The 24,386-nt window shown below is 33.2% G+C and carries 24 protein-coding genes; 9 read left to right on the forward strand and 15 right to left on the reverse strand.

What is annotated here, in order from left to right:
* Position 1 precedes the first annotated feature (1 nt).
* On the reverse strand, positions 2-1,588 hold the full coding sequence (gene abc-f / locus SHI72_RS07280) for a ribosomal protection-like ABC-F family protein (protein WP_323489555.1): 1,587 nt from the start codon (positions 1,586-1,588) through the stop codon (positions 2-4).
* 309 nt (positions 1,589-1,897) lie between these two features.
* On the opposite strand from abc-f, the gene SHI72_RS07285 reads away from it, so the two are divergent.
* The 7 genes from SHI72_RS07285 (at position 1,898) to SHI72_RS07315 (ending at position 6,332) form a co-directional block, all read left to right on the forward strand.
* Positions 1,898-2,575, forward strand: coding sequence for a Crp/Fnr family transcriptional regulator (locus SHI72_RS07285; protein WP_323489556.1), 678 nt, complete (start codon positions 1,898-1,900; stop codon positions 2,573-2,575).
* A gap of 80 nt (positions 2,576-2,655) precedes the next feature.
* Positions 2,656-3,252 carry a peroxiredoxin-like family protein gene (locus SHI72_RS07290; RefSeq protein ID WP_323489557.1) on the forward strand — a complete coding sequence of 199 codons (597 nt, stop codon included), beginning with the start codon at positions 2,656-2,658 and terminating at the stop codon, positions 3,250-3,252.
* A gap of 1 nt (position 3,253) precedes the next feature.
* Positions 3,254-3,712, forward strand: coding sequence for a YHS domain-containing (seleno)protein (locus SHI72_RS07295; RefSeq protein WP_323489558.1), 459 nt, complete (start codon positions 3,254-3,256; stop codon positions 3,710-3,712).
* On the forward strand, positions 3,709-4,098 hold the full coding sequence (locus tag SHI72_RS07300) for a DoxX family protein (RefSeq protein ID WP_323489559.1): 390 nt from the start codon (positions 3,709-3,711) through the stop codon (positions 4,096-4,098). The genes SHI72_RS07295 and SHI72_RS07300 overlap by 4 nt, the downstream gene beginning before the upstream one ends.
* A gap of 1 nt (position 4,099) precedes the next feature.
* Entirely contained in the window at positions 4,100-4,588 is a 489-nt protein-coding gene (locus tag SHI72_RS07305; RefSeq protein WP_323489560.1) for a DinB family protein, read from the forward strand.
* Complete coding sequence (locus tag SHI72_RS07310; RefSeq protein ID WP_323489561.1) at positions 4,576-5,286, forward strand: NRDE family protein; 711 nt, start codon at positions 4,576-4,578, stop codon at positions 5,284-5,286. The genes SHI72_RS07305 and SHI72_RS07310 overlap by 13 nt, the downstream gene beginning before the upstream one ends.
* Positions 5,287-5,297: 11 nt before the next feature.
* Complete coding sequence (locus SHI72_RS07315; RefSeq protein ID WP_323489562.1) at positions 5,298-6,332, forward strand: D-alanine--D-alanine ligase; 1,035 nt, start codon at positions 5,298-5,300, stop codon at positions 6,330-6,332.
* 96 nt (positions 6,333-6,428) lie between these two features.
* Here the strand turns inward: SHI72_RS07315 and SHI72_RS07320 are convergent, their stop codons facing one another.
* The 12 genes from SHI72_RS07320 to SHI72_RS07375 form a co-directional block, all read right to left on the reverse strand.
* Positions 6,429-6,794, reverse strand: coding sequence for a hypothetical protein (locus SHI72_RS07320; RefSeq protein ID WP_323489563.1), 366 nt, complete (start codon positions 6,792-6,794; stop codon positions 6,429-6,431).
* Positions 6,795-7,508: 714 nt separating this feature from the next.
* Entirely contained in the window at positions 7,509-9,155 is a 1,647-nt protein-coding gene (locus tag SHI72_RS07325) for a flavin monoamine oxidase family protein (RefSeq protein WP_323489564.1), read from the reverse strand.
* A 40-nt stretch (positions 9,156-9,195) separates the two neighbouring features.
* Positions 9,196-11,163, reverse strand: a complete 1,968-nt coding sequence (locus tag SHI72_RS07330; RefSeq protein ID WP_323489565.1) for a thiamine pyrophosphate-binding protein — start codon at positions 11,161-11,163, stop codon at positions 9,196-9,198.
* 170 nt (positions 11,164-11,333) lie between these two features.
* Entirely contained in the window at positions 11,334-12,104 is a 771-nt protein-coding gene (gene lpxA / locus SHI72_RS07335) for an acyl-ACP--UDP-N-acetylglucosamine O-acyltransferase (RefSeq protein WP_323489566.1), read from the reverse strand.
* Between the two features lie 59 nt (positions 12,105-12,163).
* A complete protein-coding gene (locus SHI72_RS07340) occupies positions 12,164-12,727 on the reverse strand; it encodes a Crp/Fnr family transcriptional regulator (protein ID WP_039114146.1) in 564 nt (187 codons plus the stop codon).
* Positions 12,728-13,113: 386 nt separating this feature from the next.
* A complete protein-coding gene (locus SHI72_RS07345; protein WP_323489567.1) occupies positions 13,114-14,046 on the reverse strand; it encodes a transglutaminase in 933 nt (310 codons plus the stop codon).
* 19 nt (positions 14,047-14,065) lie between these two features.
* Entirely contained in the window at positions 14,066-14,917 is an 852-nt protein-coding gene (locus SHI72_RS07350) for a substrate-binding domain-containing protein (RefSeq protein WP_323489568.1), read from the reverse strand.
* A gap of 53 nt (positions 14,918-14,970) precedes the next feature.
* Positions 14,971-15,354: a VOC family protein gene (locus SHI72_RS07355; RefSeq protein ID WP_323489569.1), complete on the reverse strand. Its 384-nt coding sequence runs from the start codon at positions 15,352-15,354 to the stop codon at positions 14,971-14,973.
* 1 nt (position 15,355) lies between these two features.
* The gene (locus SHI72_RS07360; RefSeq protein WP_323489570.1) at positions 15,356-15,796 is read right to left on the reverse strand and encodes a DinB family protein; all 441 of its coding nucleotides are present in this window, start codon (positions 15,794-15,796) and stop codon (positions 15,356-15,358) included.
* 1 nt (position 15,797) lies between these two features.
* A complete protein-coding gene (locus SHI72_RS07365; RefSeq protein ID WP_323489571.1) occupies positions 15,798-16,667 on the reverse strand; it encodes a nucleoside phosphorylase in 870 nt (289 codons plus the stop codon).
* Positions 16,668-17,095: 428 nt separating this feature from the next.
* The gene (locus tag SHI72_RS07370) at positions 17,096-17,425 is read right to left on the reverse strand and encodes a translation initiation factor (protein ID WP_039114137.1); all 330 of its coding nucleotides are present in this window, start codon (positions 17,423-17,425) and stop codon (positions 17,096-17,098) included.
* 75 nt (positions 17,426-17,500) lie between these two features.
* Positions 17,501-18,451 (reverse strand): isopenicillin N synthase family dioxygenase, encoded by a 951-nt coding sequence (locus SHI72_RS07375; RefSeq protein WP_323489572.1) that lies wholly within the window; start codon positions 18,449-18,451, stop codon positions 17,501-17,503.
* A gap of 173 nt (positions 18,452-18,624) precedes the next feature.
* Between SHI72_RS07375 and SHI72_RS07380 the strand changes: the two genes are divergently transcribed.
* Complete coding sequence (locus SHI72_RS07380; RefSeq protein ID WP_323489573.1) at positions 18,625-20,601, forward strand: dehydrogenase E1 component subunit alpha/beta; 1,977 nt, start codon at positions 18,625-18,627, stop codon at positions 20,599-20,601.
* A 415-nt stretch (positions 20,602-21,016) separates the two neighbouring features.
* On the forward strand, positions 21,017-21,676 hold the full coding sequence (locus SHI72_RS07385) for a GNAT family N-acetyltransferase (protein WP_323489574.1): 660 nt from the start codon (positions 21,017-21,019) through the stop codon (positions 21,674-21,676).
* Positions 21,677-21,922: 246 nt separating this feature from the next.
* Here the strand turns inward: SHI72_RS07385 and SHI72_RS07390 are convergent, their stop codons facing one another.
* Positions 21,923-22,705: a hypothetical protein gene (locus SHI72_RS07390; RefSeq protein WP_323489575.1), complete on the reverse strand. Its 783-nt coding sequence runs from the start codon at positions 22,703-22,705 to the stop codon at positions 21,923-21,925.
* Between the two features lie 169 nt (positions 22,706-22,874).
* The gene (locus SHI72_RS07395) at positions 22,875-24,383 is read right to left on the reverse strand and encodes a TolC family protein (RefSeq protein ID WP_323489576.1); all 1,509 of its coding nucleotides are present in this window, start codon (positions 24,381-24,383) and stop codon (positions 22,875-22,877) included.
* Positions 24,384-24,386 lie beyond the last annotated feature (3 nt).

Here is a 24,386-nt window from a genome sequence, read left to right on the forward strand (position 1 = left end):
TTTACAATAAAATTGTTCGCTCAATATTTATTTGTTCTAAAAAGTATTCGTCGTGTGATATAACGATTAATGTTCCTTTAAACTCATTAATTGCTGCAGTTAGGATCTCGATGTTTTGAATATCAAGATTATTTGTCGGTTCGTCGAGGATTATACTATCTGGCGACTGATTACTTATTGTTAGACAACAAAGCATCAAACGCATTTTTTCTCCACCACTTAATACATTGCAAGGTTTATCCCAATCTTCTTTGGTAAATAAGAAACGGTTAAGCCTCATCTTGATTTCATGCTCTTGTAATGCGGTGGTATTAAATTGTTGTGCTTGTTCGTATATTTTAAGCTGATTGTCTATAAGCGAATAATCCTGATCTATATAAACTGACGTATTTTCTGCTCGGGATAATATACCTGTTTTTGGTTCTAATTTCCCCAGTATTAATTTTATCAAAGTGGTTTTTCCTGAACCATTAGATCCTTTTAATGCAATGCGTTCGCCACTAGTAATCTGAATATTTAGGTTTTGCTTCCAAACAAACTCATTATCATAGCTATAATTAATGTCTTTGGCATTAAACAGAATTTTGCCTTTGTGTAATGACGAATTATCAAAACCAAATTTCATTTTGTCAATATCTGGCAAAGCCGAACGTAATTCTTGCAGTTCATGTGAGATACCATCAATCTTTTCGGCATGCATTCCCTTTATTTTCGAGGTACTATTCTCGGCATTATTCCTTAAGGTATTTATCATTATTCGGGCTACACCAGCTTTTTCCTGTTTCTTTTTGCCACGAGCGTCTAGTTTTTGTTGGCGTTCCAGCGTTTCACGTTCTTTTTCTTTGGCTTTTCGTAACGCTTTTTCTTTGCTATGTAAATCCTGGTTTAGGGCGTTTTGTTCTATTTGCTTTTGCTCAGCATAAAAATCATAATTACCACCATAAACACTAATACCTCGCTTACTTAGTTCGAAAACGGTGTTTAAAAGATTTAATAATTTTCGGTCGTGACTTACTACAATTAAAGCGCTCGATGTAGACTGAATAAAATCATACAATAATTGTCTGGCAGCTACATCAAGATGATTACTGGGTTCGTCTAACAGCACTAATTCTGGTTGATGAATAGAAATACCAGCAAGGAAAACCTTTGTTTTTTGTCCGCCGCTTAAAGTTTCTATTTTTTGAGATAAATCTAAGTCAGTTAATTGCCAGTATTTTAAGGCATTGTTGCAGCGTTCCTCGATTGTCCAATCATCATTTAATGCGTTAAGATTATTTTCGGATACGTTTCCTTCCAGAATCTCTTTTAGAGCGGTTAGTTTTTCTTCAATTTGTAATGCCTGAGCAATTGTAAGATCATTATACTGACCAAATATTTGTGGTATATAATAAGGTTCAGAGCCGCATCTTACTTGCCCGTTTGAGGGTTGTAATTTGCCTGCAATGATTTTAAGCAAAGTCGATTTTCCTGTGCCATTGTTGCCTATTAAGGCAATTTTTTCGTTAGTATTGACAGTAAAGCTAATAGTGTCAAATAACAGTTCCTTGTTGGGATGTATATATGAAATGTTTTGTAGAATAAGCATAATTTCTTTCTTTTGAGATGAATGAATTAAGCAGACTCGATTTGTAGTCTACCTTCTTGATTGTCCGAAAGAAATTATTTTTCACATATAATGTTGCTTTTTATTTTGAGATTACAAAGATACATTTTTTTGTTTAATAGAGCGTATAATGTGGTTTAGGGCATAATTTTCAAATCAAATTTTCTTAAAGCATTTTAATTAAAAAGAAATAAAAATCTTATAAAAAAAGGTGATAAAGCCATATACTTCAATATCTCAGCTATAAAAAGTGTAAAAATTAGTTATATTTACGACAATAGATTTTATGTTATGTATGAGGAATTAAAGTATTGGTATTTGCGTGATCACAAATTATTTAGAACATTAAGTTTTGGGCAAATAAAACAATTATGTATTATCACTGGTTTTAAGAAAGCAAACAAAGGAGAAATTATTTATTTTTCTTCTTCTGATGTGCCTCGTATTTTTTTGTTAAAAAAAGGGAATATCAAAATAGTTTCTGTAGACGAAGAAGGCAATGAAAACATAAAAGACATTATTCAGAAAGGTGATTTATTTGGAGAATTAACTCTCGAAACCGATGAACAGATAAATGAATACGCTAAAGTACTCTCAGACGATGTTGCAATATGTAGTTTTTTGATGTCGGATTTTGAAGATTTATTATTACGAAATCCAGCTTTGGCACTGTCTTACACCAAATTTGTTGGACTAAAAATGAAACGCATCAAAAACAGTTATTCAAATTTGATTTCTAAAGATGCCAGAACCAGAATGATTCAGTTTTTAAAAGATTGGGCAGAAAAAGAAGGTGTTAAAACTGGAAATTCAGTTAGAATAGAGAATTATTTAACCCAAAATGACATTGCTCAAATTATTTGTACTTCAAGGCAAACAGCTACACAATTGCTTAATGAATTAGAAACAAATCAGATTCTTGTTTATAATCGAAAAGAAATTTACATACAGGATATTACTAAATTATAGTTATTTTACCTGAACTGTAATATAGCCGACATTTTGACTCGGAAGGCTATTGTAGTTTTACATTATTAAAATGTAAGACTATGAAAAAAGTAATTTGTATTGTTTTAATAACAATAGGATCTATTGCAAACGGCCAAAGTGTAATACCAAAATTGGCAACTGATATTTCGCCTTTATTAATAGGCGAAAAAATCCCTAATACTACATTAAAATCATCTGAAGATAAAGAAGTTGTTCTTTCTGATTTATTCAAAAAGAAAAAGACAATTCTAATTTTTTATCGTGGCGGATGGTGCCCTTATTGTAATTCTCATTTATCTGCTCTGGCAGAATCTGAGCAACAACTTTTAAGTTTAGGATATCAAATTATTGCCATTAGCCCAGATTCTCCAAGTAATTTAGCCGTTACCGAAAAGAAAGATAAAGTTAATTATTTGCTGCTATCAGATAGTAGTGGAGAATTAGCCAAAGCTGTGGGGATTGTTTTTGAAGCTCCAGAAAACTATAAAAACATTGTAAAGAAACATTCCGATGGAGTAAATAACATGTTTTTACCAGTTCCTTCGGTTTTTATTCTAAATAAAGAAGGTGTTATACAGTTTGAGCACATTGCTCCAGATTTTAAACACCGTATTGCTGCCGAATTATTAATTGCTGTTGCTAAAAATTTAAAGTAAAATGAAAAAAATAATCTTAATACTATTTGTTTTAGTATCGATTTCATGCTTTTCGCAAAATGAAACTACTAGAATTGCACACTTTAATTTAGAAAATAAAGTAGCGATACATGGGTATGATCCAGTTGCTTATTTTAAGCAAAATAAAGCCATAAAAGGCAATAATGATATAACAGCTTCTTATATGGGAGTTATTTATAAATTTTCATCGGTTACAAATAAAGATGTTTTTATAAAAAATCCATCAGCATACGAACCGCAATTTGGCGGATGGTGCGCATTTGCAATGGGAGAATCTGGTGATAAAGTAGATGTAAATCCCGAAACTTTTAAGATTATCGACGGGAAACTATATCTTTTTTACAATGCTTTCTTTAATAATACATTGAAGAGTTGGAATAAAGACCAAGCTAATTTAAAAGTGAAGGCAGAGAATAATTGGAAAAAAATATTCAGATGAAAACAGTAATTTTAGTTTGGGTTTTGCGACTCACTGCTGCGATAATTTTATTACAAACATTATATTTTAAGTTTTCTGGTGCAGCCGAGAGTGTTTATATATTTTCCATTTTAGGGATTGAGCCTTATGGAAGGATTGGATTAGGAGTAATAGAATTAATAACGGCTATTTTAATTCTTGTTCCTAGAACAACTTGGTTAGGAGCTTTTATAGGATGTGGTATAATGATTGGCGCCATATTAAGCCATGTTTTTGTGTTAGGAATTACAGTGCAAAACGATGGTGGGTTATTGTTTGGTTTAGCAAGTATAACCTTCTTATGTTGTTTGGTATTAGTTTTTTTTAATAAAAGTAAGTTTTTAAATCTCAGAAAAATGCAATATTAATATGCTACTAATTTCAATAAGTAATAGTTTAGATGAGTTGGTTTATTTATTAAATCAGCTCACAGATAAGGTATATTCAAATTCACATGAATCCTTGAGCGATGCTTCTATTGGTGAACATACTAGGCATATACTAGAAATGTTTCAATGCCTTGAAGAAAGCTATGATTCTGGAATTTTGAATTATGATAATAGAAAGCGAAACAAGTATATTCAAACGAATACACTTTATGCAAAACAAATTATTTTAGGTATAAAAGAGAACTTGAAAAAGGAAAATAAAGTGCTGTATTTACAGCAAGTTGTAAATGATGAAATTATAGAAATTGAGAGTAATTATTTTCGAGAACTTCTTTATAATTTAGATCATTGTATTCATCATCAGGCGCTCATAAAAGTGGCTGTTTTAGAATGTAAAAATGTAATAATAGATGAAAATTTTGGAGTTGCCCGTTCAACAATAACATATAGAAAGCAATGTGCACAGTAAGTTTTGTAAATAATAATGGGAAAATCATTATCACTTCTAATCGTGACGAAAAAATAATACGACCTAATGCTATAGCGCCCAAAAACTATACACAGAATGGTAAGAATGTTATTTTTCCTAAAGATTCTAAAGCAGGAGGAACATGGTATGTTGTAGATGATAAAGGAACTGTTCTGGTTTTGTTAAATGGTGCATCGGTAAAGCATGAAGTAAAATTACCTTATCGGAAAAGTCGCGGATTGATTGTTTTGGATCTTATCGGGCATAAATCGCCCAAAGAGTATTGGAATAGTATTGATTTAGAAAATATAGAGCCATTTACATTGGTTTTATATCAGGATCAAAAACTTTTTCAGTTAAGATGGGATGCTTTAGAGAAAGAATTGATAACATTAGATGCGAGTAAAAATCATATTTGGTCGTCGGTTACTTTATATCCACAGGAAATTAGAGAAAAGCGAACGAATTGGTTTACTACTTTTTTTAAAGATAAGGCAGAAGTTTCTCCATCCGAAATGTTTCATTTTCATAGATACACCGAGGAAAAGAATACGCAAAACGGATTGGTTATTAATCGCGATAATGAACTGAAAACACTCAGTATTACTCAAACAGTAATCGAAAAGAATAAGGTTATGATAGAATACTATGATTTAATAAGAAACTTAGAATTTCATACATTCTTCATTAGAATTTAAAACTATTAAAAATGAAATTATTTATCCATAAAATATGTCATTGGGAATATTGGCCGTTTCAGATAGTATATATTCCGATTTATTTTCTTTGGGCATTTTATGCATGGAGAGTAAAGTCGGTGTTTTTCTTTAATGCATCTAATCCAACAATTAAAAACGGTGGATTTATAATGAATAGTAAGAAGGCAATTTATGATATGATTCCTCAAAAGTATTACCCAAAAACGGTTTTAATTAAAGAGAAAACAGGTTTATTGGCAATTACAAAAGCAATTGAAGAAAAAGCAATTCAGTTTCCATTAATAGCAAAACCCGATATCGGTTTAAGAGGCTCGGGGGTAAAAAAAATTAAATCTGTTGGTGAATTAAAAAAATATGCCGACCATGCAAATTTTGATTTCTTATTGCAGGATTTAATTCCGTTTAAGAACGAAATAGGTATATTTTATGTTCGTCATCCTAATGAAAAAAAGGGTCGAATCACCGGTATTGTTGCCAAAGAGTTTCTTATAGTTATAGGAAATGGAGTTGATACAATTGAAAAATTGATTAATGAAATTCCTAGATATAAACTACAATTGAGTGCTTTGCAAAAAGAATATGGAAATAAACTGGAACAAATTTTACCAGAAGGACAGCCATTTAATTTAGTGCCATTTGGGAACCACGCCCGAGGTGCAAAATTTTTGGATGTGAGTCATTGGATAACTCCTAAGTTAACCGAAACAATTAATACTGTTTGTTCCCAAATTCCTGAGTTTTATTATGGCAGGTTTGATATTATGTACAATACTTTGGAAGAGTTAGAAAGAGGAGAAAACTTTTTGATAGTTGAGCTAAATGGTGCTGTAAGTGAGCCTACTCATATTTATGATCCCAAACATTCTTTGTGGTTTGCCTGGAAAGAACTGGCACGACATATTACATATATGTATGAAATAAGTGTAGCAAACAATCAAAAAGGTGTAGCGTATTTAACTCCAAAAGTTGGGATAAACCAATACAGATTACATCTTGTACAGCGTAATAAAATTGTAAACTTTTGAGAATGTTTTTGTTTGAAATAAAAAAGCTCCTTAATGATTTAAGGAGCTTTAAAAGATTATGTTTTGTAGTTTAGAAACATTAGATAAATTCTAGGTTTATTTTTTATCTAATGTTAATTTCATTTCTTCACCATCTAATATTAATTGATCTTTTTCGATAGTACTTGCAAAAGGGTAGGGCGTACCTACTTCATCTTTTATGATTAAACTTTTTCCAGCTTTGTACAAAGCAAACGTTCCATTTAATTCTGAATCCAAATACCCAGTTACTTTTCCATCTTTTGTAAACGTAAGGTTTCCTTTGGATAGTATTACATTTTTGATAGAATCTGTAAGTGGTTTTTTGACCTCTACATTGGTAACTTTCCAGGAATTAACGAGTGTATTTCTTCCTTTATGACATGAAATCATTGTTATTGATAATAAGGCAAACGCAAAGATAAGTACTGTAGATTTTTTCATGGTTTTTTTGATTAAAAGTTAAACAGGAAAAGTTACAAAAAAATAATATTCAATCAAATAGATAAAATAGTTTTTTTTAGGCTAAAATATCTGTTTGTTAGAGAGTTAGTCTTTTTTAGGTTCAAAGGTTCTGAGGTTCTGAGCTGCAAAGGTTCTGAGGTACTAAGGTTCTGAGTTACTAAGGCTCAAAGGTTCAAAAGGCTCTGAGGGATTAAGGTAAAAAAATAAAGCTTTGAGGACTTTGCGAACTTTGCGTAAAACTTTGTGTTCTTTGCGGTAAATTTTACCACAATGCCCCCAAACTTGTCACCCTGACGTAGGAAGGGTCTCTGTAAATAACTCAATTATCCAATGAAACAATTGAAGAAAAAAAACGAGCATTTACTCTATTTAATATGAGGATATTTACTCTGTGTTATATGCTAACTTATTATCAGCTAAATTAAATACTGTTCTTCTTTTTGTAGAGCTACTACTGGAGACCCTTCCTAACGTCAGGGTGACAAGTTTGGGGTTATGTTGTGGTTATATTGTAGTTCTGTTGTGGTAAAATTAACCGCAAAGGACGCAAGGTTTTACGCAAAGTTCGCAAAGCTTTTTTTTTAACCTTAGCATCTTAGATTCTCAGAACCTTAGTAACTTAATAAAAAAAGCCCAATTCAATTGAATCGAGCTTTTTTTGGGTAATAGAGAGGGCAAAATGGGTATTTTATTTTATAGAGTAGCTTCTTGTTTTACTGAAGCTTGACTTTCTATAGCAATAAATTTTGTAAGCATAATATCTGCGGTTTGCAAAGCGCCTTCAACCCATCCTTGTCCGTCTGAATAGGCTTCTCCACAAATATATAAGGAGCAATTGTCTATTGGGTGAACAATTTTTTCTTTTACTTCCCAGCTTTTTACTCCAATGTTCCAGCTATTCCATCCTCCTCCAAACGGGTCTTCTCCCCAATCACGGAACGATGCGTTCTTAACTGCTGGTGCATAATCGACATCATGTATTTGTTTTAACTGACGGCTTAATTCTTCGACCATTTTGCGCGGAGCCTGATATTGATGCCAGGTTTGATTTAAAGCTTTGCTTAAAAGAGATTCTGTTTCCGAATATTCTCCAATAAACGGATCGTCCAGAAGTTCGGCATGTGAGATGCCTTTTTTCCAGGCTTTTTTACGTTGAGGTCTAAGTCCATCCCAGAATCCGATATTCGAACCATCATCATAACTTGCTAATAGCATTGATTCTCCACTTACTGAAGGATGTCCGTTATTTAATGGCCAATAATAAGTTTGTCTTATTGGTAAATCGGTAACGGTTCTTCCTGATTGTAATGGAACATATTCTCCTTCAGAATCATTATATCCTGCATTTCTCCACCAAGGACTAGTATAAGTCGTAAATATTTTAAATAATGGTCGTGGTGTTACACTGCTTATAAGGGATTGAATTTCCTGTAATCTAGGCGAAGTATTGGTTAATAAGTCTAGCGAACGACGTGGCATTGCCAATATTAATTGTGTCGCCTCGATTATTTCGCCATTTACAGTAAGTTCAAATAAATTATTTTTAGACTCAAATCCTTCGAGTTTGGAGTCTAATCTTATTTCGCCTCCATCTGCTTCGAAGAAGTTTGCTAATGAAATCGGAACTTGTTGGAATCCATTTTTAAATCCTTTATATACAGGTTTAATACCAAAATCTGAGAGGTACCACGGGATTGCATCAGCAGCATTCCAATTGACTAATGTTGAGTTATATCCTCCGGAATCGATACTAAATTGATATGCTTCACCGCTAATTACGCGATAGAGCAGATTCCAAAAACCTAATTTGTATAACGGCTCTCCTTCAAAAGTGGCTTCCTGACACATTTTTAAACGCTCTTTTTCCGTCAATTCCGTATTTGTTATACCCGGAACCAATTGTTCGATTGCATTTACAATTATGGCTCCAGAGGTATTGCCTTTTTCTAAAAAGGATAATTTATAAGGTACTTTGTCTGGTTCGCTTGTAAAATCAGATAAACGCAGGTGCTCTCCACGCAAATAAGCGATGTTTTGTGGCTGATCTACTGGGAAATCATATAACTTGATTTGATCCTCCTGAGATAATTTTGCATTAATATCATCTATTAATTTTACAATTAAATGTTGTGTGTTTTCAAGAATTCTCATTCCGCCTAACTCTGCTACCATATTAGGAATTCCTGGGGGGATTACAGATAATAAACGCCCTCCAATATGATCTCCTCCTTCAAAAAGAACAATCTTTTTGTTTGGATATTTTGTTTTTAGTTTCCATGCGCTGTATACGCCCGAAACACCTCCACCAACTATGGCGATATCAATTTTTTCGTTTTCCATTTTGTTATATATTTATGTTGTTTTCACAACGATTATTTCTTTAAAAGAATGATGGTAAATTAAGTATTGTACTTTCGTTTTCTAGAAGGTCAGTGTTTTTTAAAGATGCTTTCATGTTTAATGAATTCCCTCTTAATGAATCTTCCAGAGATATATTTAAAGTTGGTTGTAACGCATATCGTTTATCGACCAAAAAGGTTGCATCATTAGATTTTATTTGTATTGGCGGTGTATCCGATGCAATACGCATATCTAGTATATAAGAGGTATTATTACCTAAAACATGATTTATTCCTCTCTCGACAGCTTCTTTTACAGTAGCGGGAGTAAGAACAACTTCGCCATGTTCTCCACCAAAAGCTTTTGCCAGATTCACAAAATCCATTTTGGGTCTTTCTAATCGCAAATAAGAGGGATCCATAGTTTTAGGGTTCCATCCATATCCGGGAGCTTTACCATAGGCAGCAACTACTTGTTGTAAGCCTAACTGTAATGTATGGTATTCGTGATTATTGGTAATGATATATAAGATTGGTAATTTTTCGTGCGCTGCTGTCCACCATGTTTGCGGATAGAATAAAGATGATCCATCGCCAATGGCATTAATGACTAATTTAGTACCAATTCCTTGTGAAGTTTTGTCTTCTAGTTTTATTCCTAATGATGCTGGCATTGACCATCCTAGTGAACCTCCTGCTACACAATAGTAACTAATAGGTTTTGCTCCTTTGGTTCCAAAAGGTAGATAATACTGAAATGGGGCTCCATCTGATACAGCTTCGTGTACATAGACAAAATTATCGGCTAAGTTGCGATTTTCTATAGCTTCTTTTAATGCTTTGGCTATAACAACTGCCCAGATATCTGGCTCATTCATAGCTTTTTCATGATACAGATCCCATTTTTGTGCACGAACAAGATCTAAGGCCTTGAGTTTTTGATTTCTTGCATCGGCTTCTTTAGGTCTTTGCGGGGAGATATAATTGTTCAGTATCGGCAATGTGGCTTTAATATCTCCTAAAATGGCTGTTTCGCCATAAAAATTCTTGGCAATATCCCAAGTGTTATTGGTAAGATAGGCTAGTTTTACCTGTTCTGGTATAAGCGGTCCATCTGAATATTTGAATACTGCTACTTGTGCCTGAGCTCCAAAACCGATTAAAAAAGCAACGTCATGGTCTTTAAAAGCAGCTTGAACTCCTGCTTGGCTTCCTGCTAATTCTCCTTGCCAGTGATAGTCATTGTTTGGGAAGTTTGCAACACTACTAAATGATTGTAAAACTACAGGTGCACCAATTAATTCGGCTAGGTCTTGAATTTCTTTCCAGGCATCGGCATATCCTACTGCATCGCCAGCTACAATAAGCGGGTTTTTGGCTGTAGCCAATAAATTAGCAGTTTCTTTAATAGACTCATCATCTCCTGTAAAGTGTGGAGAAATGCGGGTAACTCCTTTTATTTTTTGATTTTCCTCGATGGCTACCATTGTAAATTCCCATGGTATAGAGATAAATACTGGACCATTTGGCGGTGCCATAGCTTCTTTAAAGGCTCTTTGTAATACAAGTGGCATTTCTTCGGCTGTGCGCACTTCATGAGCCCATTTTGTGTATTGTTTGGCAAGATCTACTAAGTTTGATGCTAGTAATGGTTCTTGTGTTACCAGCTCGTTCTGTTGCTGACAACAAAGTATTACTAATGGCATTTGCGATCGATGAGCGTTAAAAAGATTACCAATACTGTGGGCAATTCCTGGTGTTACATGTACTATAAGTACTCCTGGTTTACCTGTCATTCGGGCTGAACCCATTGCAGCTCCAATAGCAATATTTTCGTGTAAACATTCTATATACTTAACTCCATTTTCGGGGTAAGAGGTTCCATCTATTAGTGGAATTTCGTTGGTACCAGGAACACCAAATATGTAATGGATTCCTAAATCTTTGAGAATATCAAATAAATAATCTCTGGTCCATCGCGTAGGTGGGGCAATAGCGTCTTTTTTCATTTCTTTTTGATTTTTAGCGTAGGTTACTAAATCAAAGATAGAAACAAGGTTTTACAGAAAATTGAGTATAAATACGTGTTTTACAATTAGTTGTTTTAATATTTTTGAAATAAAAAAGGAAGTGTTTTTAATGTAAAGAATAGAAGTTAATGTTGTATTTCGAAATTTTATTAGATATTACCTTTTATAATTCCTCTAGTTGATTGTTTTATAAAGTGTATGATTTTATCGCGTTCTACAGTTTGTTTAAAGTGGTTTTCAATTAATTCTAAAGCAAGGGTTGTATTTTTCTTTTCTTGAAAAATAATACGATATATTTCTTTGAGTTCATTTAATTTTTCAGTTTCAAATCCTCTCCTTTTTAAACCTACAGTATTTATGCCCACATAACTCAGTGGTTCTCGAGCTGCCATTATGTATGGAGGAATATCTTTTACAATGCGACTCATGCCACTAATCATGCTGTGCTCACCAATAACAGAAAATTGATGTATTGCAGTTAATCCACTAATATTAGCCCAATTGCCTACAATTACCTCTCCAGCCATCCCAACACTAAATCCTATAATACAATTATCTCCAATCAGGCTATCATGACCAATGTGTGCATTAGACATTAATAAATTATTATCTCCAATTATAGTTTTTTGTTTGGATATTGTTCCTTTATTAATGGTTACAAATTCTCGTATAATATTGTTATTTCCGATTTCGAGTGTTGTATTTTCTCCATTATATTTTAAATCTTGTGGCATTCCTGCCAACACTGCTCCCGAATGTATTTGGCAATTTTCGCCAATTCTTGAGCCATTTAAGATACTTACATTATTACCAATCCAAGTATTATTGCCAATTATGACGTCACTTTCTATAGTAGTAAAATTTCCTATATGAACATTTTTCCCAATATTGGCTTTCTTTCCTATTATTGTATTTTTCACTTTTGCTTTATTAGTTGGCAAATGTTGAAAAAATATAAATGATTTTGATTGATGTAATATCAATTAATTGAAGCTCTTATTCGGCTTAAGGTTTCTGGACTTACATTGATAAGGGAAGCAATATGTTTTAATTTTGCTTTTTTTATGATGGAAGGAAATGAATGAAGTAAGTACATATATTTTTCCTGAGCACTCATTAGTTTATATGAATGATGGAATTCATTAAGTTTAGAAAGATATAGTCTTAGTAGTTTTATATGAAATTTTGCAAATAATGGGTATTCTAATAAAAGTTGCTCATCAGTATAAGATAAGGAATATAGTATAGTTTCTTCACAGGCTTGAAAGATTTCGAATGATGGTTTTTGTTCAAAAAAACTACTTAATGATGTAACGAACTGGTCGTTGGTATAAATCCATTTAGTTATTTCTTCACCATCATCAAGATAGAACCTACGGACTAATCCTGATTTTATGTAACTGATTTTTGAACATATTTTTCCTTCTTCAACGATAAACTCATTTTTAGCATAGGTTTCCTTGACAAAGCATTTTTTGATAGCTTGTTCGGTTTCGAAATCTAATTCTTGTAGCGTATTTATAAATGCAATTAGTTCGGTCATTTTTTACGAAGTTTTAGGAATCATCTTCCAGGTAATTTCTAGCACACTAAAATACTATTTAAACTGATATTTCCATAAAATCTCTAGCCCAGATAGCAACGGCATCCTTTTCTTTGTTTCCTTAACAAAGAAAAGATAGAGTGGAGAGCTGGAAATAGCTCCTTATTCTTCTCCTGTTCCGAAAAAATCTCACGTAAAGACGCTAAATAGAAATGACAAAATTGTAGTGAAACTTTGCGCCCTCTGCGGTTAATTTTTTTGCCACAGATTAAAAGATTTAAATGATTTTAAAAAAAAAATACTTAGCGTCCTTTGTGTATCTCTTTGTGAACTTTGCGGTTAAATCGTTCGGGTTCTCTACGTCGAAATTGACAAACTATAGGGTTTTATTTAAGTGTAAGTTCTCCTAGAATTTCTTCGGACATGAATGGTCCTCCAGGATATTTGGCTGTATAATCAAGGTTTAGCCATACTTGTCCGCGTTCATCGATATGATAGTGCAATGTTTTCTTGTAGCTTTCGTTTACAAAAAGGACATTTTTAATCAAGTAATTTACTTTTTCGAGGTCTATCATTGACCCAATTAATATTTCTGGGTAAATATGCCCTTTGGTATGAATAAGCCTTGGTGTGCCGCCGATAGAGCGTACAGCTGCTGCCATTAAAATAGAATGATCGTCGCAATCGCCCGAAAAATACATTAAGGACTCACTTGCTGTAGCGATATAGTCGCCTTCTTTGGGATCATTTACATAATTCCATCGACTATTGATTTCTTTAAAAACAGCAAAACATTGTATTATGGTTCTATAATCCGAATATCCTTTGATGTTCTTAAAATGTTTAGACGTTGCCATTATAGCAAAATTCCTCACTTTAGGATTTTGATATTCTATGGCATTAATAATCTTAGATTTGTTAGGAAACGGAAGCAGTTTGGCAACAATAATATCCTGAGGATAAGGATTATCGGACATGGTATAGATAATCGAATTGTAATCTTCGGCAACTTCGCTAAAGCCATAATTACCCAAAGCGGTGCCGTAAAATAGGATTATGAGGTATAAAACGATACAAATAATGATGATCGTTTTTAATTGCATTAGAAGAAAATAGAGTCCAACGAGTACAAATATAAAAAGTAATACTCTATCGAAATTAAACGGCCAGTTGAGGTCGATTAAATTTTGGTGCAATATGATAAAAGTAGGAATTGTGATTAAAAAACTCAATAGCAAAATAATAACCTCGTTCCAAGGTGATTTTACCTGAAGGCTACTTTTAAGTTTTGTTAAGTCAATTTTTCTATTTTTTATCATAATGCCCCAAAAGCAATTTTTAAAGAACTTTTACCGTTTCTACAAAAGTACCTTTTTTATCAATAATACTCAGTTCAAATAATTGATTTTGAATTTTATTAAATGTTTTTTCATTTAATGGTTTTTGCGACCATTGTGTTAGTTTTAACCATTCTTGGATATCTTCGACTTTTTGCTCAAATAATTCGGCTAATGTTCTGTCGATGCTAGGAATAGACTTGAAATCTTCGGTTGTGGCGTTTATAACTTCTAGAATTGAAGCAATTGCCTCTGGATTATTTTTTAATACTTCGTCACGCACTGCAATTACAAATGATGGCCATGGAGTAGGACAGTCGGTTATGCGTCTGAAAACGCCTTTGTCTACCAATGGTTTTGTCATAAAACGTTCCCACATAAAGTAATCGGCAGTTTTATTTGTTAGTGCTTCGACTGCGCCATCGATAGTATTTACGATTTCGAATTGTAGATTATCTGTTTTCCAACCTTGATTGTTGGCATTTACGTAAGCCATTAATTGTGAACCTGATCCTAGGCGGGAAATAGCTACTTTTTTGTTTTCTAAATCTCCGATTGTTTTATAATCGGATTTTGCAGCTACGTGTATTCCCCAAATTAAAGGTGATTGTACATATACTTGCACAATCTTGCTTGGGTTTCCTGCAGCAATATCTTTTACGATTCCTTCGGTTAATATTACAGCTATATCAGTTTCTCCATCTCGAAGCATCTGGCACATTTTGCCTGTTCCTTCGGGAACATCTGTCCATTGTAAATCGATTCCGTCGTTTTCGAATTCTCCATTTTCAATGCATAAATGCCATGGTAAATTAAAATGTTCGGGAACGCCTGCTATTTTTATAGTTTTCATTTTTAGACTTCTTAGATTTTTAGATTAGTTGGACTACTTAGATTTTAGAAAATTTATTTAGCTTTTAATGGCGAAATAATAATACGGAAACCATCTGGATCAAGAAACATTTTTCCGTTTTCTTCCAAATTCCAATATGGATTTTTTGCCGTTATAAATGATATGTCATTATTTATAATATTAATTACTAATCTATTATATTCTAAAATTGTTTCTGGATATAGTACTATAGCATCGTCTTCATCTGAAGTATGATTGGCTTTATCATTTGACTTTGTAAATTCAAAATGCCAGCCTAAATCAGGTTTTCCAATAAAAGCTCCATCATAATTATTATGATTTTCAAAACCTCCTAGTCTTTCAAATCCCAAAATATTGATGTAGAAATTTACTAGTTTTCCTAAATCATTAGTATGGCGTGCAACTCTTAGTGTCATGCTATTTTTTTATTTGATTAATGTGATGTTCTAAATGCTCAACATAATCTTTCATTAAGAAATCTAGGTTAATCATAGTGCCATCACTTAATAGGATTTCATAATCTAATGCTTTTTCATCAACAGATTTAAACAGTCTAATAATTTGCTTATTTATCGAGTACCAAAGCTGTATTAACTCTTCCATTTCCATAGTTTGATATTGGTTAATGGTAACCAAATCTTTCTGGTTGTATGGTCTGTGATGATACGGCTTTGGCAGATAATTTATCTCTGTAAAACGAACTAAATTATGTATGGATGAATCTACAAGATGCCCTAAAATTTCTTTTTTCGACCATTTTTCAGGAGGTTTATTTTCTAAAGTTTCTTTGTCTAAAGATTTTAAATATTCTGAATTTTCAAGGAGCAATTTTTCGAACTTGTAGATTGCATTTTGCATATTAATTCGTAATTAATTTGTTTAAAGTATATTTAATTAATTCATCGACAGCTTTGTATGGATCTTCACTAAAAGTTCCCGAAGCACGATTGGCAATAATTGCATTTAGTGATAAAGCATTATGTCCTAATAGTGCCGAAAGTCCGTAAATAGCAGCAGTTTCCATTTCTAGATTTGTAATTCGGCTTTCATTAAAAGTAAAATTATCCATTTTTGCATTTAACTCTTCATCCTGAATGTTTAAACGTAAAACACGTCCTTGTGGACCATAAAAACCTCCTGCTGTAGCAGTGATTCCTTTGTGTATTTTGTCGCTTTCGATAAGTTTTTCTAGTTTCTCTGAACAAGCAATTACGTATGGCTTTCCTTTACGGATGTCCCAATTGGTATGGTTTATAAAAGCTTCTTCCATGGCAACATTCGATACTTCGTCGATTAAATATGAGCGAAGCATATTGTCAAGTCCTAACCCAAAAGTTGACATTACAAAGCTATCTACAGGAATATCTGCTTGTAATGAACCCGAAGTTCCAATTCTGATAATGTTTAATGAAGTTAGGTTTTCTTTTGGTTTACGAGTTTCTAAATCAATATTTACCAAAGCGTCTAATTCGTTTACTACAATATCAATATTGTCTGGACCAATACCAGTAGACATTACTGTAATTCTTTTCCCTTTATAAACTCCGGTTTGAGTTTTAAATTCTCTTTTTTGTGTAGAAAATTCGATGCTGTCAAAAAACTGTGTAATTTTTTCTACACGATTTTGATCGCCTACAAAAATAATGTCATTTGCAATATGTTCTGGGCGAAGATTTAAATGGTAAACGCTTCCGTCTGGATTTAGTATTAATTCTGATGATTGTATCATTGTTTTTTTTTAAGGTTCAAAGAGGCAAAGGTTCTGAGGTTCTAAGGTTTTCTGTAGAAGCGCATAACCATATGTTTTTGTTTTTAGGGTTCTGTAGAGGCGCACCGCAGTGCGTCTTTTTTATTTGTTTTTAAGGTTCTGAGAGACAAAGGTTCTGAGGTTCTAAGGTTTTCTGTAGAAGCGCATAACTGGATGTCTTTTTTATTTTTTTTAAGGTTCAGTTCTGTAGAGGCGCACCGCAGTGCGTCTTTTTATTTGTTCTAAGGTTTTCCTATAGAAACGCATAACTGAATGTCTTTTTTGTGATTTAACCGCAAAGGGTGCAAAGGTTTCATATCTAGATTTTCATAAACGCAAGGTTCGCAAAGAAAAATTTTGCGGTCAAAGTTATGTAACTGAAAACTGAAACTGATCACGGGGACTAAACTCTAGCCTCCTACACGTTTTACTTTAAATCCTTTAGCTTTTAGTATTTCCATTATTTTATCTCGGTAATCACCTTGTATAATAATAGAATCGTCTTTAAAAGTACCGCCAACGCTTAATTTGGTTTTAATTTCTTTGGCTAGGATTTTAAAATCTTCATCGGTTCCTTCGTAACCTTCGATTATGGTTGTGGCTTTTCCTTTCCGTTTTTCGTATTTACAAATCATAGGTTCTTTTTGAATAAAAAGCGTATGATCTTCTGGAACCACAATTTCGTCGGGAGATACTTCGTGATCTGGGAAAAGATTTTTTAGTTGGTCTTGTAAGTCCATTTGTAATTTATTTTAAAATTAAAAAGACATTAAGTATAAACTCAATGTCTTTTTATTATTAGGTAAATTTAAAGATTATTTTTTGATTAAACCCAAATCTACCAAACGTTCGTATAAATATTCTCCAGCAGTAATATCCTCGAATTTTTTAGGATTCTCGGCATCAATACAGTTTTCTAAACAATCCAAACGCATATCGCTTACTGGGTGCATAAAAAACGGAACAGAGAAACGAGATGTTCCCCATAATTCTCTTGGAGGGTTAACTACTTGGTGAATAGTCGATTTTAGTCTGTTGTTGGTATGACGAGAAAGCATGTCTCCAACATTAATTACCAATTGATCATCTTCGGCAATGGCATCAATCCATTCTCCATCATGATTTTGAACTTGTAATCCTTTTCCTTGCGCTCCCATTAATAAGGTAATAAGGTTAATATCACCGTGAGCAGCAGCACGAATTGCATCTTTAGGTTCAGATGTAATTGGTGGGTAGTGAATAGGACGTAGGATAGAATTTCCGTCTTTGGCATATTTGTCAAAGTAAAATTCATCTAATCCAAGGTGTAATGCTAAAGCTCTTAAAACATAAACTCCAGTTTTTTCAAGCATTTGGTACGCTTCTTTACCAACTGCATTAAATTTAGGTAGTTCTGTTACTTCAACATTTTCTGGGTATTCTGAGGCATACTTTGAGTCTTCACTCACATACTGACCAAAATGCCAGAATTCTTTTAAGTCACCTTCTTTTCTTCCTTTGGCGTGTTCTGTACCAAAAGAAACATAACCTCTCTGACCTCCAATACCTGGAATTTCATAATTATGTTTAGATTCTATTGGCAATGCGAAAAATTTTCTAATTTCGCCATAAAGTTCGTCAACTAACTGATCATCTAAAAAATGACCTTTTAGGGCAACGAAGCCAATGTTTTCAAATGCATTTCCGATTTCATTTACAAATTTTTGTTTACGTTCCGGGCTGTCCGAAAGGAAATCACGTAAGTCTACACTAGGAATGTTTTGCATACTTTACATATTTATTGATAACTTGATTGGTTTAAAAACCATATCTTGAGCAAATGTAAAACTAATTTGTTATTTTTATTTCAACAAATGCTAATAATTTACAATTATATAACAAAATATAGCTTAATTGTTATATTTTTACAACATTCATTGACTAAATAATAAACCAAAAAATGATTTTTGACAGAAAAAAACTGACCAACGACCAACTACTAGATTTATACAAGAGAATTTTAAAACCAAGATTGATAGAGGAGAAGATGCTCATCTTAATCCGCCAGGGAAAAGTTTCTAAATGGTTTTCTGGAATAGGGCAAGAAGCAATTTCGGTAGGAGTTACTGCCGCTTTAGATTCCGATGAATACATTTTGCCAATGCACCGTAATTTAGGTGTTTTTACAGGAAGAGATATTCCATTATACCGTCTTTTTTCGCAATGGCAAGGAAAAGCAAATGGTTTTACCAAAGGTCGTGACAGAAGTTTCCACTTCGGAACACAACAATATAAGATTATCGGAATGATTTCGCATTTAGGACCACAATTAGGTGTTGCCGACGGAATTGCTTTGGCTAATAAATTAAAAAAGAATAATAAGGTAACTGCTGTTTTTACTGGTGAAGGAGCAACGAGCGAAGGAGATTTTCATGAAGCACTAAATATTGCTGCTGTTTGGGAATTACCTGTAATGTTTATTATCGAGAATAATGGTTACGGACTTTCGACTCCTACAAATGAGCAATATCGTTGCGAAAACCTTGCCGATAAAGGCATTGGTTATGGTATAGAAAGCCATATTATAGATGGGAATAATATTCTGGAGGTTTATAATCTTTTATCAGAATTAAAACTTTCGATGATTGAGAATCCACGTCCTGTCTTATTAGAGTTTAAAACATTTAGAATGCGTGGTCATGAAGAGGCGAGTGGTACTAAATATGTTCCGCAAGACTTAATGGATATGTGGGCAGTAAAAGATCCTGTAAATAATTACAAGAACTACCTGACAGAAATAGGGGTATTAACGCCTGAATACGATGAGAAATTACATGCAGATATTAAAACGGACATTGAAGAAAGTTTGGTTATTGCCAATGTAGAATTTGAAATCGAGGCTTCGTATGAAGAAGAGTTAAATGATGTTTATGCGCCATATAGCTATAAAGAAATCACGCCTGATCCTGAAGAAAAAAACATCCGTTTTATAGATGCTATTTCTTCAGCTTTAAAACAATCGATGCAATTACATCCTAATTCGGTTATAATGGGACAAGACATTGCCGAATATGGTGGTGCTTTTAAAATTACGGATGGTTTTGTAGATTTATTTGGAAAAGAACGTGTACGGAATACGCCAATTTGCGAAAGCGCTGTGGTTTCTGCCGGAATGGGACTTTCTATAAACGGCTACAAAGCGATTGTCGAAATGCAATTTGCTGATTTTGTTTCAACAGGATTTAATCCAATTGTAAATTTATTGGCAAAATCACATTACCGTTGGTTAGAAAAAGCTGATGTTGTAGTTCGTATGCCTTGTGGAGGCGGAACTCAAGCAGGACCTTTCCATTCGCAAACCAATGAAGCTTGGTTTACAAAAACTCCTGGTTTAAAAGTAGTTTACCCAGCTTTTCCGTATGATGCCAAAGGGCTGTTAAATGAGTCTATTAATGATCCAAATCCAGTTTTGTTCTTTGAGCACAAACAATTATATAGAAGCGTTTACCAAGATGTTCCAACAGATTATTATACAATTCCGTTAGGAAAAGCAGCTTTATTAAAAGAAGGTACAGATGTTACTATCATTGCTTTTGGAGCTCCTGTTCATTGGGCCCTGGAAACGCTGGCTAAAAATCCTGAAATCTCAGCTGATTTATTAGATTTAAGAACATTACAACCGTTGGATACCGAAGCAATTTATGAATCGGTTAAGAAAACAGGACGCGTAATAATCTATCAGGAAGATTCCCTTTTTGGTGGTGTTGCTAGTGATATATCAGCATTAATTATGGAAAACTGTTTCTGTTATTTAGATGCTCCTGTAAAACGTGTGGCGAGTTTAGATTCTCCTATTCCGTTTACAAAAGCACTAGAAGATCAATATTTACCAAAAGGTCGATTTGAGAAAGAACTCCTTGATTTGTTAGCTTACTAGAAGGTTTTGAGGGTTTAAGTAACTAAGGTTCAGAGGTTAAAAGGAACAAAGGTTCAGGGGTTTTCCTGCGGATGATTTAGTTTAAAGATACCTAGTAAAGGCTCAAAGCAAAGGAGTTCATAAACTAGATGCTTTGCATCTTTGTTTTTTTGAGGAAATAAAAACGAATATTTATATAAAAGAATGATGAGACTTATAATCTCATCATTTTTTGTTTATAGCAGTATCATAATGATACAATCTTATCATTATGATAGGGATAGAATCTATCAATAAATATTCTATTATTGGCGCAAACCAAGCAAAGACAGCTTGTAACGCTTACACAGCAACCATAAACCTACATTGGTATGTAATTTGAATATTTCATATTGTATTAGCATTATTAATAAAATCAAAATACGCTAAATTAGATATGAAAACCCGACAACGTACCATAAATTTTTCAGACAACCCCTTTTTATTGTCTGATCCATTCCCAGACAAAACAGCCTTATTATTAGGTATTCAACCAGCTGAGGAATTACTAACTTTCACCATTGAAATCGCCAATGCCAACCATCTATTTTGGATAAAAGAAATTTGCGAAACGACCTTATCATCGGCTATAGCACGGGGAACAGGAATTTCAGGACGTTCTCCAGAAACGCTGGAGGAAAAAATGAAAAAGGGAGAAGCTATTATTGCTTTTGCATCTGACGGAACATGGGCAGGTTTCTCTTTTATCTCTTCTTGGGGTAATGGACAATTTGTTTCTAATTCAGGATTAATAGTCGCTCCACAATTCAGACATACTGGTCTTGCCAAAAGAATTAAAAGAAAAATCTTTTGGCTGAGCCGCCAAAGATATCCTAATGCTAGCATATTTAGTTTAACCACAGGGCTGACAGTAATGAAAATGAATCATGAACTCGGTTTTGAACCCGTTACTTATTCTGAATTAACTACTGACGAACGATTTTGGGAAAGCTGCAAATCCTGTATTAATTGCCCCATATTAATGAGTAAAGAAAGGAAAAACTGTTTGTGTACGGCAATGCTTTATAATCCAAAAACAAAATCTAATGAATTTTAAAATATAATCTATTGGTTGTAATTATTTTAACACATAGAAACATAGATTTTGGATTCTCAAAATAGGCGTTTTACTTGTTTAAAATAAACATAGTTCAAATGTATTTCTTTTCGTTGCTCTTTTTTACATATAAAATCTATGTTTCTATGTGTTAAGTATTTTTTTTAGGATCTGAGCGAATATTTAATAAAAAAAACACAAGTTTTAGAAAATTCGGCAAGAGATTAAGTATTGTTTTTTGGGGGTTTATCTTTTGGTTTGTTTGATGATTTCTTTCAATGTTAACCATTGTTCTTCTTTTATGAAATGATCTCCGCTCTCTTGTGTATGATGTCCCGTAAAAAAGATTACGGGCATTATTTTCTGAAATTTCGGGTCATATTCTTCATTCCCGTCTCTGATTACTTTATGGTTTAAAGAGCAAAACAGTTCAATATCGGTTCCGATTTTACGGGCAATTATATTTTTTACGTCCCAAGAATACCCCCAATACTTTTTCTGATTTTCAATGATAACCGGATTGATATAAAGCAATATTTTGTCTTTTCCTGTTATTAAATCCTGATCCCTAATAGTGTAATCTGCACCATCCTCATCACCGTTTGTTTCAAACATTTCAGGTTCAGGATCATCATCTAAATTTATAAACCAACGATAATGAAAACCGTCATAATGTTTTGCTTTTTTTATAGTTTTATATTCCGATGAAATCCAGTATTCATTTCCAATTCCTAACGAATCTATCGCCGTTTTACAGATATAATCAGGAATTTTATCGCCTGTAAAATCAACACTTTCCACGCTTTCAATTTTTTCTGTGATGACTTTTCTAAGTTCATCCGTAGCGGGTATCATTTTGGTTTTTATAAAATAAACAGCAGTTGATGAATCTGTAATTACTGATGCTGTATTTTTCTCTTTTTGTTTTATACTGTCAGACTTTATAGGGTTGTTTTCCTGTTTTACAGTATCCTTACAAGAAATTAAAAGCGCCGTTAAAAAAATAAAAAGTATAGATTTCTGTTTCATTTGGAGTTTTTAGAGGATGTTTTAAGCCTTAATGGGGTCTTTTTGATATTTTTTTGTGTTTTTTAAAATCAATCAAAAATAATAAAAAAGGGTTAAGTTGGGACTAGTCTAAAAAAATAAACCCGATACAAGATCGGGTTCATTATGATTAAGTTTACTTATAAAAAAATTAATTTATTCCTCCTCCTAAAGCTTTATACAATAGTATTTGAGAATTTACATTCTTTAATTGCATATCTACAAAATCAAGCTCAGCCTGAAGTCTGTTTTTTTGCGCACTGATAATTTCAAGGTAATTAGCATATCCACTCAAATACAAATCATTCGAAACATTTACTGCAATTTCAAGGTGCTCAATTTCCTTTGATTTATATTCAAGCACATCTTCAAAAGCTTTTGTACGATATAATAATGCACTCAACTCATTGTAAGCAACAGTGATAGATTTTTGATATTCAAGAAAACTAATTTGTTGTCTTTTATTGGCTGTAAAATATTCATGCTTAATTTGGCCTTTGTTAAATACCGGAGCTGTAATTCCTCCAAGTAATTGCCAAGCAAACGAGCCGCTATCAAAAAATGTGGAGAAAGAGAAGGAGTTAAATCCAGCATAACCACCCAAGTTTACAGTCGGAAAGAAAGCAGCACGAGCAGATTTAGCATCGGCTTTTGATGCCAATAATTCAAAATACGCTTGCGATACATCAGGTCGGTTGTGAATAATAGAATCAACACTTATTTTTTGATTCAAAACCTCAAGATGTCCTGATAAGAATTCTTTACTTCTGGTAATCTTACCACCGTATTCTCCCAAAAGGGTCAACAAAGCTTTTTCGGTTTGATCAATACTTAGGTTTAATTCTTCGGCTTCAGCCAAAATATTATTGTTTTGAGCATTAAATTGCTGTACGGCTAATTCAGTTGCCTTTCCAACAGACCTTTGTGCAGAAACGATATCAAGTGCACGTTGCTGTGTTTTAAGATTTTTTTCATAAATAATAGCTTGTTTATCTAGCGCTATCAGTTTATAATATAGTTCGGCAACATCGCTCAAAAGTCTGGTTTGTAATAATCTCATTCCTTCTTGTGAAGCAAAAAATCGCTGACGAGCAGCTTTTTTTCGATTGCTTAATTTCCCCCATATATCAGCTTCCCAAGATACTTTTCCGCCTAAAAACAAATTAGGGGTAAGATCAGTATTGATTCTTTGCTTTTCTGATATATTCTGAGAAAAATTGGTATCAAAGTTTCCTACGCCATCCATTGTATATTTACCATAACGCGTCCCCGAAAGGTCAGCCCCCAAATCAAATGATGGGAGCAAAGCCAGTTTAGCAACTTTTAGATGAGAATTTGCTATCAGAATTCTTTCTTGCATTGCCAGATAATCAGGATTTTGAGCAATAACGATATCTAATATTTTTTCTAATTCAGGATCTTTAAAATATGTTTCTGTTTTTACAGGAATAAAAACCTGCAAACTGTCTGTTGTTGTTTTACGATTAACATCAAAGTTCTCTGGCAATGTTTTAGCCTTTTGCTGTTCTGCCACCTTAGGCGCAGAACAAGCAAAGAGTAACGTGGTAAATACAACTGGCAAAATATACATTGCTTTTCTTCCTTCGAAACTTACCGAAGGTGTTGTATTTTTATAGAATTTATTAAGTGAATTTTTCATTGT

It is taken from the genome of Flavobacterium sp. PL02 (genome assembly GCF_035013205.1).
Lineage (GTDB): Bacteria > Bacteroidota > Bacteroidia > Flavobacteriales > Flavobacteriaceae > Flavobacterium.

Bases quoted from the DNA above. Each gene is read 5' to 3' on its own strand.
- SHI72_RS07375 (WP_323489572.1), bottom strand. From the start codon at position 18,451: ATGCAAAACATTCCTAGTGTAGACTTACGTGATTTCCTTTCGGACAGC.
- SHI72_RS07360 (WP_323489570.1), bottom strand. From the start codon at position 15,796: ATGCAAAATGCAATCTACAAGTTCGAAAAATTGCTCCTTGAAAATTCA.
- SHI72_RS07365 (WP_323489571.1), bottom strand. From the start codon at position 16,667: ATGATACAATCATCAGAATTAATACTAAATCCAGACGGAAGCGTTTAC.
- SHI72_RS07300 (WP_323489559.1), top strand. From the start codon at position 3,709: ATGAAAACAGTAATTTTAGTTTGGGTTTTGCGACTCACTGCTGCGATA.
- SHI72_RS07380 (WP_323489573.1), top strand. From the start codon at position 18,625: ATGATTTTTGACAGAAAAAAACTGACCAACGACCAACTACTAGATTTA.
- SHI72_RS07305 (WP_323489560.1), top strand. From the start codon at position 4,100: ATGCTACTAATTTCAATAAGTAATAGTTTAGATGAGTTGGTTTATTTA.
- SHI72_RS07325 (WP_323489564.1), bottom strand. From the start codon at position 9,155: ATGGAAAACGAAAAAATTGATATCGCCATAGTTGGTGGAGGTGTTTCG.
- SHI72_RS07330 (WP_323489565.1), bottom strand. From the start codon at position 11,163: ATGAAAAAAGACGCTATTGCCCCACCTACGCGATGGACCAGAGATTAT.
- SHI72_RS07395 (WP_323489576.1), bottom strand. From the start codon at position 24,383: ATGAAAAATTCACTTAATAAATTCTATAAAAATACAACACCTTCGGTA.
- abc-f (WP_323489555.1), bottom strand. From the start codon at position 1,588: ATGCTTATTCTACAAAACATTTCATATATACATCCCAACAAGGAACTG.
- SHI72_RS07340 (WP_039114146.1), bottom strand. From the start codon at position 12,727: ATGACCGAACTAATTGCATTTATAAATACGCTACAAGAATTAGATTTC.
- SHI72_RS07310 (WP_323489561.1), top strand. From the start codon at position 4,576: ATGTGCACAGTAAGTTTTGTAAATAATAATGGGAAAATCATTATCACT.
- SHI72_RS07315 (WP_323489562.1), top strand. From the start codon at position 5,298: ATGAAATTATTTATCCATAAAATATGTCATTGGGAATATTGGCCGTTT.
- SHI72_RS07350 (WP_323489568.1), bottom strand. From the start codon at position 14,917: ATGAAAACTATAAAAATAGCAGGCGTTCCCGAACATTTTAATTTACCA.
- SHI72_RS07385 (WP_323489574.1), top strand. From the start codon at position 21,017: ATGAAAACCCGACAACGTACCATAAATTTTTCAGACAACCCCTTTTTA.
- SHI72_RS07390 (WP_323489575.1), bottom strand. From the start codon at position 22,705: ATGAAACAGAAATCTATACTTTTTATTTTTTTAACGGCGCTTTTAATT.
- SHI72_RS07290 (WP_323489557.1), top strand. From the start codon at position 2,656: ATGAAAAAAGTAATTTGTATTGTTTTAATAACAATAGGATCTATTGCA.
- SHI72_RS07345 (WP_323489567.1), bottom strand. From the start codon at position 14,046: ATGATAAAAAATAGAAAAATTGACTTAACAAAACTTAAAAGTAGCCTT.
- SHI72_RS07295 (WP_323489558.1), top strand. From the start codon at position 3,254: ATGAAAAAAATAATCTTAATACTATTTGTTTTAGTATCGATTTCATGC.
- SHI72_RS07285 (WP_323489556.1), top strand. From the start codon at position 1,898: ATGTATGAGGAATTAAAGTATTGGTATTTGCGTGATCACAAATTATTT.
- SHI72_RS07320 (WP_323489563.1), bottom strand. From the start codon at position 6,794: ATGAAAAAATCTACAGTACTTATCTTTGCGTTTGCCTTATTATCAATA.
- SHI72_RS07355 (WP_323489569.1), bottom strand. From the start codon at position 15,354: ATGACACTAAGAGTTGCACGCCATACTAATGATTTAGGAAAACTAGTA.
- SHI72_RS07370 (WP_039114137.1), bottom strand. From the start codon at position 17,425: ATGGACTTACAAGACCAACTAAAAAATCTTTTCCCAGATCACGAAGTA.